The organism is Acidovorax sp. KPB24-03, from assembly GCF_057546605.1.
In genome coordinates, this window is the sequence record NZ_BAAJYR010000121.1 from 1 (window position 1) to 10,455 (window position 10,455).

Consider the following 10,455-nt stretch of genomic DNA (forward strand, 5'->3'; position numbering starts at 1 on the left):
CCCAGCATGGCCAGCCGCTCGGGCAGCGTGCCGGCGACGATCAGCTCGCCCACCGTCACCCGCGGCCCATGCACCCGGGCGGCGTCCACCAGGGTCTTGATGGTGCCCACGATCAACGCGTCATTCGGGAACGCGGTGGCGGGCACGGGAATCCCGAGCGCCTCCATGTTCTTCCGCCAATAGTCCAGCCACCGGGGTTCATTCTCTGCACCTGCCGACACGGTTCGACCTCCGCCTGAGTGCTTGTTTTGACAGGGCGCAAGTCTAGACAAAATCGAAGGATTTTGCCGATGAATTACGTAATTTTCGGTCGAATCGGTGGCGCGCGACCGCAGGCCACCGGGGCGCCGCCGGCTCAGTCCGGCTTCAGGAAACGCGTGAACGTCTTGCGGAATTTCTCCACCTTGGGGCCCACCACGAAGGCGCAGTAGCCCTGGCCGGGATGGTTCAGAAAGTAGTCCTGGTGGTAATCCTCGGCCGGCCAGTAGCCTTTGAGCGGCACCACCTCGGTCACGATCGGGGCGCCGAAGAGCTTGTCCTGCGACATCTGCCGCACCATCGCCTCGGCTTCGGCCTGGTGCTCGGGGTTTTCGGTGTAGATGCCGCTGCGGTACTGCGTGCCCACGTCGTTGCCCTGGCGGTTCAGCGTGGTGGGGTCGTGCGTGGCGAAGAAGATCTCCAGCAGGTCGCGCAGCGCGATCACCGCGGGGTCGAAGGTCAGCCGCACCACCTCGGCATGGCCGGTGGTGCCGGTGCAGACGTCCTCGTACGTGGGGTTGGGCGCGCGGCCGTTGGCGTAGCCGCTCTCCACGTCGGTCACGCCGCGAACGCGGTCGAACACGGCTTCGGTGCACCAGAAGCAGCCGCCGCCCAGGGTGATGGTTTGCAGTGTCATGGGATGGTCTTACAGGCAAGAAGTGGCGATCGGGCCATTATGGAAGTCCTGCCGCGTTGACGCTGCTCTGCGGGATTGCTACATTACTAACCAGTCAGTCATTAATTATGAATTCGTCTCCCTCCCCCGCCCCCCCGCCGTCCACCGAGGCCTCCAAGCGCGAGCGCCGCAAGGAGGCACGGCCGGGCGAACTGCTGGACGCCGCGCTGGAACTCTTCGTCGAGAAGGGCTACGCCGCCACCAAGGTGGACGAGGTCGCGGCCCGCGCCGGGGTGTCCAAGGGCACGCTGTTCCTGTACTTCCCGAGCAAGGAAGACCTTTTCAAGGAAGTCGTGCGCCAGAGCATCGGCCGCCATTTCCCCGAGTGGGACCTGGAGATCGACCAGTACCCCCACAGCACCGCCGAACTGCTGCGCTACGCCTACCAGCTGTGGTGGGAACGCATCGGCGCCACACCCGCCTCCGGCATCACCAAGCTGATGCTCGGCGAATCCAACAACTTTCCCGACATCGTGGCGTTCTACCGCAGCGAAGTGGTCGAGCCCGGCCAGCGGCTCATCGGCCGCATACTGCAGCGCGGCGTGGACCGGGGCGAGTTCCGCGTGCCCGACATGGATTGCGGCATCCACATCGTGCTGGCGCCGCTCATCTTCATGACGATGTGGAAGCACTCCACGGCCTGCATGCCCGACCTGGAGCGGCTCTCTCCCGAGCGCTTCATCGCCGCGCAGGTGGACAACCTCCTGTGCGGGCTCTCCGTGCCGATGGCCGCGCCGCCCGCGGCCCCTAAAATCGAGGGTTGACCCGATCCACGATCCCGCCCGGAGTAACCCCATGAACATGCCCCTGAACACGTCCGCCAACATCAGCGATCCCATCCTGCAGGCCCGCTACAACATGATCGAGCAGCAGATCCGCCCGTGGAACGTGCTGGACACCGACGTGCTGGACCTGCTGTCCGTGGTGCGCCGCGAGGAATTCGTGCCGCCCGCCTACCGCAGCATGGCGTTCATGGACATGGAGATCCCCCTCAATGCCTCCAATGAGCTGGCCCAGCGCCTGGGCCAGTGCATGCTGGCCCCGCGCGTGGAAGCCCGCCTGCTGCAGGACCTGCAGGTCAAGCCGACCGACCGGGTGCTGGAGATCGGCGCCGGCTCGGGCTACATGGCGGCCCTGCTGGCCCACCGGGCCGCGCAGGTGCTGGCGCTGGAGATCGAGCCCGACCTGGTCGAATTCGCCCGTGAGAACCTGCGCAGCGCCGGCGTGCTGAACGCCGAAGTGCGCCAGGCCGACGGTGCCCAGGGCGCGGCGGCGCAAGGCCCCTTCGACGTGATCGTGCTCAGCGGCTCGGTGAGCGAGGTGCCGCAGGCCCTGCTGTCCCAATTGAGCGAAGGCGGCCGGCTCGCCGCCGTCGTCGGCCAGGAGCCGATGATGCGCGCCACCATCGTCCGCCGCACCGGCGACCGTTTCGAGACCACGCAGCCGTGGGACACCATCGCCCCGCGCCTGCTGCACTTCCCCGAGCCATCGCGCTTCACCTTCTGATCCCTTTTCGTCTTTCTCAGGAATCCGCATGATCGACCACGTCCGCCCCGCCCAGCTCACCGAGTGGCTCGCCGCCACCCCCGTCGGTGCCCGCCCGCTGGTGCTGGACGTGCGCGAGCCGTGGGAGCTGCAGACCGCGAGCGTCGCCGCCGAGGACGGGTTCGATGTGGCCGCCATCCCGATGGGCGAGCTGCCCACGCGCCTGGCCGAACTGGACCGCGATCGCCCCACCGCCTGCCTGTGCCACCACGGCGTGCGCAGCCTGCGCGTGGCGAACTACCTCGACCAGCAGGGCTTCGACCGCGTGGCCAACATCAGCGGCGGCATCGATGCCTGGTCGCACGAGCGCGACGCGGCGGTCCCCCGGTACTGATCGATCCCCGTGGCTGCGGCATCGGGCCCGGCAGCGTGGGGCGCCACGCCTTCCTTTTCCTGAAAGACGTTCATGACGACCTTGCTTCGGTGCATTCCCTTGTCCCTGGCCGTGGCCGCTGCGCTCGCCAGTTTCGGCGCGCAGGCCCAGAGCCTGTCCCAACTGGTGGAGATGGCGCGCGGCTATGACGCGCCCTTCCAGGCCGCCAAGGCGCAGTACGACGCCGCCGGCAGCCGCGCTGAGCAGGCCCGGGCCGGGCTGCTGCCCAGCGCCGGCCTCTCCGCCGGGGCCAACTACGCCAAGACGGAAGTCAACCGCCCGCCGGTGGACCTGAGCGCCCCCAGCCAGAGCGTGGGCCTGACCGCCTCGCAGCCGCTGTTCCGCCCGGCCAATCGCATCACCTTCGAGCAGGGCCAGCGCGGCATCGACATCGCACAGGCCCAGCTCGAAGGCGTGGCCCAGGACCTCATCGTGCGGGTCAGCCAGGCGTATTTCGACGTGCTGGCCGCGCGCGACACCCTCACCTTCGTGCAGGCCCAGAAAACCGCCGTGGCCGAGCAACTGGCATCGGCCAAGCGCAACTTCGAGGTGGGCACCTCCACCGTGACCGATTCGCGCGAGGCGCAGGCGCGCTTCGATCTGGTCGTCGCCCAGGAGATCGCCGCCGACAACGACCTGCGTGTGAAGCAGCTGGCGCTCGATCAGGTGGTGGGCCGCCCCGGCGTGGCGCCGCAACCGCTGGCCCAGCCCGTGCGGTTGCCCGAGGTCGCCCCTGCCGACGTGGGCACCTGGGTGCGCTCGGCCGAAGAGCTGCAGCCGCAGGTGCGCCAGGCCGCCATCGCGCTCGACGTGGCCCGCCTGGAGACGAAGAAGGCCGAAACCGGCCACCTGCCCACCGTGGACCTGCAGGCCGGCTACAGCGTCTCGCGCACCCCCAAGGGAACGCCGACGATTCCCAACGTCAACTCCCGCACCAACAACACCACCGTGGGCGTGCAGCTCACGCTGCCGCTGTTCGCAGGCTTTGCCGTGCAGAACCGCGTGAAGGAAACCCTGTCGCTCGAAGACAAGGCGCTGGCCGACCTGGACAATACCCGCCGCACCGTGGCGCAGGCCACGCGCGCCGCGTTCTACGGCGTGCAGTCCGGCCAGGGCCAGGTACGCGCCCTGGAGGCGGCCGAGGCCTCCAGCCAGAGCGCGCTGGAGGCCAACCAGCTGGGCTACCAGGTCGGCGTGCGCATCAACATCGACGTGCTCAACTCCCAAAGCCAGCTCTACCAGACCAAGCGTGACCTCGCCCAGGCCCGCTACAACGTGCTGCTGGGCACGCTCAAGCTGCGCCAGGCGGCGGGCACGCTATCGCAGGACGATCTGCTGGCCATCGATGCGCTGACGGTGCGCTGAGGGCTGCCGGCCCTTGGCCCGTCCACCGTCTGCATCCTGCGATTGCGACTGTTGAAAGGCAGCTGCCGAGCCTGGGACACTGGCGTTTGAAGGCATCAGCGGTGCCGCGCCCACCATTGAGAAAATATGACTTTTCTGCTTCGACCCAACGCCGCGTGCTGTGGCACCGGCCGCGCTGCGCATCAAGAACGTGCCTGGCGGAACGTACCATGGGTGCATCCCCGGCGTTTGAAAGGTCTGCATCTGCGTTCACCGGGCGATCAGCTGTCCGGCACACCACGGACACCTTGGTGCGTGCCGAATGAATCCCGTGGCTGAGCCGCTCCCCGTCGCACACCGCTGGTGGCTGGGCGCGTTGCTGGCCGTGTCCCTGGCGATGCTGGCACTGTGCGCCAGCCATCCCCCACGCTGGGAGACCAATGACGACGTCGGCATGGCGATGGTGGCGCACGGCTACGGCATGGCCGCCAGCGGCTCGCCGAACCTGATTTTTTCCAATGTGGTCTGGGGCCACATCGTGCGCCTCATCCCTTCGCTGGGCGGCATCAGCGGCTATGTGGTGGCAACGTTCGCGGTTCTCGTTGCGGTCGGCACGGCTGTGCTTTACGGCCTGCGGAGCCTCGGACACGGCTGGTTGCTGGGGGGAAGCGTGGTCGTTTTCCTGCTGGTCCGGCCGTTGCTGCTCCCCCAGTTCACGGTCAACGCGGGCTTGATGGCGGTTGCCGCCGTCATCTGCTTGAACGTTTTCGCCCAGGCGAGACAGATGCCGGTGCTGTGGCTGAGCGTCGGCCTGCTGTTTCTCAGCGCCATGGTGCGCAGCCATGAATGCATGCTGGTCATGCTGGTCGCCCTGCCCCTGTTGCCCTGGCGTGCGCTGGCACGAGGCCACGCGCCACGCTGGGCTTTCGCCGTGCTCGCCCTGGCCCTGCTGGCTGCCGCATGGCTGGACTGGCAGGCCTACAGGGCGCCGGAGTGGAAGGATTTCAACGACCTGAACCTGGTGCGGGCGGCATTCACCGATTTCGGCGCCGGACAACATCTCATCACCCGTCCCGAGATCCTGGACCGGCACGGCTACACGGCCAACGACCTGGCCTTGGTAGGCAACTGGTTCTTCTCCGACCCGCGCCTTGCCGATCCCATGGCCTTGAAGGCGATGCTGGCCGATGTCGGCTTTTTGGCACTGCGCACCGACGCGCCGGCCTCGGGCTGGGAAGGGGTTCGCGCGCTGTGGCAGCCGGATCTTCGGGTCTCGCTGGCCGCAGCGTCCTTGCTCGGCTTGCTGCTGCCGAATCGCAAGGTGGCCGCGACTTGGTTGCTGTGCATCGCTGCCGTGTTCATGATGGGGCTGCTCGGCCGGCCTGGCGTCCTGCGCGTGTATGTGCCGCTGATGGCCCTGCTGACCGTCGCGCCGTTGCTCTTCAACGGTGGTAGGCGCCATCGACGGCGCCCCGTCGTCTTCGCCACGGTGATGGTGGCTGCTATGGTGGGCGCCTGGATGGCCGTCGGCTTGTGGCAAGCCTTGCAGCACAAGGACGAACAGGCGCGCAGAGAACTGGATTCGCTGCCGTCGGGATCGATTGTGGTCTGGGGCGCCGCCTTCCCGTTCGAGGCGGTCTACCCGCCGTTCAGCACTGCCGCCGTGCGTGAGCGATACCGGTTGTATTCGCTGGGTGCGTTCACCTTGGTTCCCGATACCGTCGCTCGGCAGGAGGACCAGGCCGGACGCGGTTTCGTCAGCCTGCTGCAGCGCGAGGAAGGGGTGGCCATCTTTGCCTCCGATTCGCATCTAAGCTGGCTGGACGTGTACTGCAGCCAGCGTCTGCACGGGGTGCCGGAGCAATTGCAGACATGGCGGGCAGGCAGCCAGTTGGCCAGCCGCCGCCGGTGTACCACAGTGCCATGACCGGGGCCATCCCATCCCGTATCGGGCCCACGTTGGCGCAGTGAATCTTCCGAAATGCTTTCGGCAGTGTGCTTTCAAGCCGCGCGCTTCGATCGCTGATAGATGGCATGGACCTCGTCTCGTGGCGGCAGTTCGCTGAAAAACGGGGCACGCAGCAGTTCTTCTGCACTGGCGCGCTCGTCCAGCCGCCTGTTGACCATACGGTTGAAGAACTGCACGATGTCCTCCTTGCTTTTTACCGGCAAAATCCTCAACGCATCCATGAACGGAAAGGTCTCTACCGAAGACGCGCTGCTGATGCCGACCAGGCCCATGGGGAAGTCCGGCGATTTCAGGAAATGCACGAGCAACTGGGCCACGCTGTAGACGTCGCGCTTGTGGTGGCTGGCCGAGGCACGCATTTCGACGTATCCCCAGGTGCCCATGCGCAGGGGCTCGCCCTTCTCGACCCCCAGGCCCATGTCGATCAGCCGGAACATCTTCTGGCGCTCGTCGTAGAGCACGTTGTTGTGCGAAATGTCCTGGTGCACCACCCCCTCGTCGGCGAAACGCGAGGCGCCGATGAGCACGTCGGCCACCATCTCCCAGGCCAGGGCCAGGTACTCCAGCGGCTTGATGTTCCCCTGGTTCAGCGCCTGGCGGGACAAGTCGATCACCTGGCTGACCTTGGGGCCTTCGATCTTCTCCGCCAGGATCCCGAACAGGCTGCCGATCTGGACCAGGCCATAGACCCGCATGACCTGGGCGGTGTCGCCGAGCGCCGCCGCCACCTGGTATTCCTTGTGGATCTTGGCCTTTTCCTGCCCGATGGCATCGGTCGGGTCCGCGCCCTCCCCCAGCGTGTCGTACAGCGTGCGGGAGACAGGGTTGGCAGGATCGGTGCTCAGCATGGCCTTGAACACGAAATCCCGCCCGCAATCCCTGCCATCGCGCCAGAAGTTCTCGGACAGCCGCACCGCGTAGGCCGTGCCCGCGGCGCCTGAGCCCAGTCGCCGCAGGCCCTGTGCGGCATGGGAAGTGCCGTCGCCGGAAGGCTCCAGCGCGACGGCGGTGAAGCCGTTGCCGATGTCCGCCGCGCCCGGTTTCATCGCCGCGAGTCTTTCCACCAGGTCCGGCGCGCTGCACTGCTGGCTGAGCTTGCGCACCAGGCGCGGGCTGAGCACCACGCCAGGGCTGGTCGAGCGCATCACGCTCTGGAGCCGTCTCTCCTGGCCCAGGGCCAGGGCAGCATTCCAGGAATCGGACGCCCGGTGCCGCGCCACCGGCGTGGGCGGGTCCAGGAGGGCCGTGAGGATCGAAGGCGGGCTGGAGAACGCCCTCGCGCCCGGGCTGGACCGGGGCGTCGACAACGGGCTGCCGACCCCCGGCAAGGAGCGGGGACTGAACCACCCGGCCATGCGGTCGCCCAGCGCCGGAAGCTGCGCATTGAACCGCAGTCCTTCGCTGGCCCGCTCGCCCAGTGTCCGCCGCCTCCGCTCCAGCAGGAGCGACGGGTGGCTGGCCTCAGAGGCAGGAGTGCCCAGGTTGGCGGGGGGCGGGGTCGCCTGGCTGTCGGATTCTCGGCTCTCCGCCGCACTGCGTTGGGGGTTTGCAGAGAGCGGATGAGAGATCATGGAGGGGATGCGGCAGGGGCCTTGACTACAACCCAGACAGGCCGGTGCCATCCGCGCCGGCGCGAACCGATGCGCTGCATGGCGAACGCATCTCCCGGACCCAGCGGGTGCGCCGACGGTCGGGCCCCTGCCCCCTGCTGCCGCCTCTCAGGGGTTTGACGGCTTCACCGCGCCGTCCCAGTGCTCGGTGATCTTGCCGTTCTCGATCCGGAACATGTCGAACCAGGTGGTGGTGTACTGGCGCGTCGGGTCCTTCGGCTCGGCGTACTCGCGCACGAAACTCAGGATGACCATGTCGCGTTCGGCGACGATCGAGACCAGCGGCGCCTTGATGCGATCCTCCACGGGCTTCGGCGTGGGGTTCCGTCGCTGGATGAAACCCACCATGGCCGAGCGGCCGGTGGGCACGTTCGGGTTGTGCTGGATATATGACTCGGCCACGTATTTCTCGGCCTGGGCCACTTGCCCGGCCTCGAACACCTCGCGCCAGAAGTCGTAGACCAACCGCTTGTTGGCGCGCAGTGCCGGGTCCGCGCTTGCCAGCAACGGCGCCTGGTCGGCCGCGGGCTGAACGGGCACCTGCGCCACGGCGGCCAGCGGCAGGGAGGCGGCTAGCGCCAGCAGAAGGTGGGTGAGCTGTTTTTTCATGGATCGGTTGGGGTAACGGGTTGCGAGAAGGGACGGGCCATGGGCCAATCGCAAAGCACCGGGTGCTGCCCGGGTGCTGCGATGTTCGCCGGTCCGCTCTTGCGGAACAAGCAGGGAGCCGGCGGTACCTTGCGCTTCAGTGCGCTGAAAGCGCTGATTCCCGGGTCGACGATGCGGTCACGCCGTTGGGACATTCGTTTCTGCAGCCCATGCCGGTCCTGATCGCCTGGGGCCGGCAGAACCACCAGAACGCGGGGCGGGACGGGCGGCGTGCGGGCCAGCGCGGCCCTGTCCGGCCCTGTCCGGCCCTGTGATGCGGAGAGGCACGCTGGCGCTGCCGGCGCGCCTCAAAGCTGGTGCGTCACCAGCTTGAAATCCGGATCGTCCGGGTATGCCTTCACCTCGAAGCCCAGGCGCCGCATCAGCTTGAGCATGCTGGGATTGTTGGCCAGGACCAGCCCGTCGACCTCGGACAGTCCGCGGTCGCGGGCCACGTCCATGATGCTGAGCATCAGGCGCGATCCCAGGCCGCGGCCGTTGAAGTCGTCGGCCACCACCAGCGCGAACTCGCAGCTGGACTGGTCGGGGTTGGTCACGTAGCGCGACACGCCCACGATGCGCTCGGTGCCGATGATCTCGCCGTCCTCGCCCGCGCTGCGTTCGCGGTACACCGCCACCAGCGCCATCTCGCGGTCGTAGTCGATGAGCGTGAAGCGCGCCAGCATCGAGGCCGGCAGCTCGGCGATCTGCGAGATGAAGCGAAAGTACCGGCTCTCGGGTGACAGTTCCTTGACCAGCTTTTGCAGCATCTGCGCGTCGTCGGGCCGCACCGGGCGCACCAGGTATTCGCCACCGCCGCGCAGGGGCCACACCTGCTCGTAGCGCGCTGGGTACGGCAGGATGGACAGGTGGCTGTAATGCTCGCTGCGCCCGCCCATGGACTGCGCGGCGTGGCCGACCACGATGCGGGCGTCCACGGCGACGGCGCCCTGCTCGTCCACGATCAGCGGATTGATGTCCATCTCGCGCAATTGCGGCAGCGCGCACACCATTTCGGACACGCGCAGCAGCACCTGCTCCAGCGCCTCGCGGTTGGCCGCGCTGGCGCCGCGCCACTCGCCCAGCGTTTCGGCCACGCGCGAGCGCTCGATGAGCCGGCGCGCCAGGAACTGGTTGAGCGGCGGCAGTTCCATGGCGCGGTCGTCGATCAGCTCGATCATCGTGCCGCCCGCGCCGAAGGTGATCACCGGGCCGAACGGGTCGTCCGTCACCAGGCCGATGCAGATCTCGCGCCCGCGCCGGGCGCGCGCCATCTTCTGCACAGTCACACCCTGGATGCGCGCGCCCGGCTGCAGGCGGGCCACGCGCTGGACCATGTCGGTATAGGCATCGCGCGCCGCCGCCCCGGTGTGGATGTCGAGCGCCACGCCGCCTACGTCGGACTTGTGGCTCACATCGGGCGAATCGATCTTGAGCGCCACCGGAAAGCCCAGCTGCGTGGCGATCATCATCGCCTCGTGCGCGCTGCGCGCCAGCAGCGTCTTGGTGACCGGCACGTTGAACGCAGCCAGCAGCGTCTTGGACTCCATCTCGGTCAGCACGTGCCGGCGCTCAGCCAGCACGCTTTCGATCATCAGCCGCGCGCCCTCGATGTCGGGCTTGGCCAGCGAGGTGAGCGGCGGCGGCGTCTGCTGCAGCAACTGCTGGTTCTGGTAGAACGAAGCAATATTGCCGAAGGCGCCCACGGCCGCCTCGGGCGTGCGGAAGCTGGGAATGGCGGCCGCGCGCAGCACCTCGCGCGCCGGGCCCACCGAGGCATCGCCCATCCAGCACGCCAGCAGCGGCTTGCCCATCAGGCGCTTGGTCTCGGCCAGCGCGGTGGCGACCGCGGCGGCATCGGTGCCCGGCTTGGGCGAATAGATGGCCAGCACGCCGTCGATCTGGCGGTCCTTCTCGGCCGCCTCCACCGCACACCGAAAATGCTCCGGTCCCGCCTCTTCCGACACGTCGATCAGATCGGCCAGGGACGCCAGCGGCGGCAGCTGCGGGGCCAGCGCCTCGGCCGAGGCCG

At 67.9% G+C, this 10,455-nt stretch carries 9 protein-coding genes; 5 read left to right on the forward strand and 4 right to left on the reverse strand.

What is annotated here, in order from left to right; genetic code table 11:
* Positions 1 to 355: 355 nt before the first annotated feature.
* The gene (gene msrA / locus AC27KI_RS13845; RefSeq protein ID WP_284428380.1) at positions 356 to 895 is read right to left on the reverse strand and encodes a peptide-methionine (S)-S-oxide reductase MsrA; all 540 of its coding nucleotides are present in this window, start codon (positions 893 to 895) and stop codon (positions 356 to 358) included.
* A gap of 107 nt (positions 896 to 1,002) precedes the next feature.
* On the opposite strand from msrA, the gene AC27KI_RS13850 reads away from it, so the two are divergent.
* From AC27KI_RS13850 to AC27KI_RS13870, 5 genes are all read left to right on the forward strand, one after another.
* On the forward strand, positions 1,003 to 1,698 hold the full coding sequence (locus AC27KI_RS13850; protein ID WP_487114303.1) for a TetR/AcrR family transcriptional regulator: 696 nt from the start codon (positions 1,003 to 1,005) through the stop codon (positions 1,696 to 1,698).
* A 31-nt stretch (positions 1,699 to 1,729) separates the two neighbouring features.
* Positions 1,730 to 2,440 carry a protein-L-isoaspartate O-methyltransferase family protein gene (locus AC27KI_RS13855; RefSeq protein WP_487114305.1) on the forward strand — a complete coding sequence of 237 codons (711 nt, stop codon included), beginning with the start codon at positions 1,730 to 1,732 and terminating at the stop codon, positions 2,438 to 2,440.
* Between the two features lie 28 nt (positions 2,441 to 2,468).
* Positions 2,469 to 2,813, forward strand: a complete 345-nt coding sequence (locus AC27KI_RS13860) for a rhodanese-like domain-containing protein (protein ID WP_284428383.1) — start codon at positions 2,469 to 2,471, stop codon at positions 2,811 to 2,813.
* A gap of 72 nt (positions 2,814 to 2,885) precedes the next feature.
* Positions 2,886 to 4,217 carry a TolC family outer membrane protein gene (locus AC27KI_RS13865; protein WP_487114307.1) on the forward strand — a complete coding sequence of 444 codons (1,332 nt, stop codon included), beginning with the start codon at positions 2,886 to 2,888 and terminating at the stop codon, positions 4,215 to 4,217.
* Between the two features lie 355 nt (positions 4,218 to 4,572).
* Positions 4,573 to 6,123 (forward strand): hypothetical protein, encoded by a 1,551-nt coding sequence (locus tag AC27KI_RS13870; RefSeq protein WP_487114309.1) that lies wholly within the window; start codon positions 4,573 to 4,575, stop codon positions 6,121 to 6,123.
* Between the two features lie 74 nt (positions 6,124 to 6,197).
* Here the strand turns inward: AC27KI_RS13870 and xopAU are convergent, their stop codons facing one another.
* The 3 genes from xopAU to AC27KI_RS13885 all read right to left on the reverse strand — a co-directional run.
* Positions 6,198 to 7,736, reverse strand: coding sequence for a XopAU family type III secretion system effector serine/threonine kinase (gene xopAU, locus AC27KI_RS13875; protein ID WP_487114311.1), 1,539 nt, complete (start codon positions 7,734 to 7,736; stop codon positions 6,198 to 6,200).
* A gap of 147 nt (positions 7,737 to 7,883) precedes the next feature.
* Positions 7,884 to 8,384, reverse strand: coding sequence for a nuclear transport factor 2 family protein (locus AC27KI_RS13880; RefSeq protein ID WP_487114313.1), 501 nt, complete (start codon positions 8,382 to 8,384; stop codon positions 7,884 to 7,886).
* Between the two features lie 347 nt (positions 8,385 to 8,731).
* Positions 8,732 to 10,455, reverse strand: a 1,724-nt coding sequence (locus tag AC27KI_RS13885; RefSeq protein ID WP_487114315.1) for a bifunctional acetate--CoA ligase family protein/GNAT family N-acetyltransferase, incomplete at its 5' end; no start/stop codon positions are given.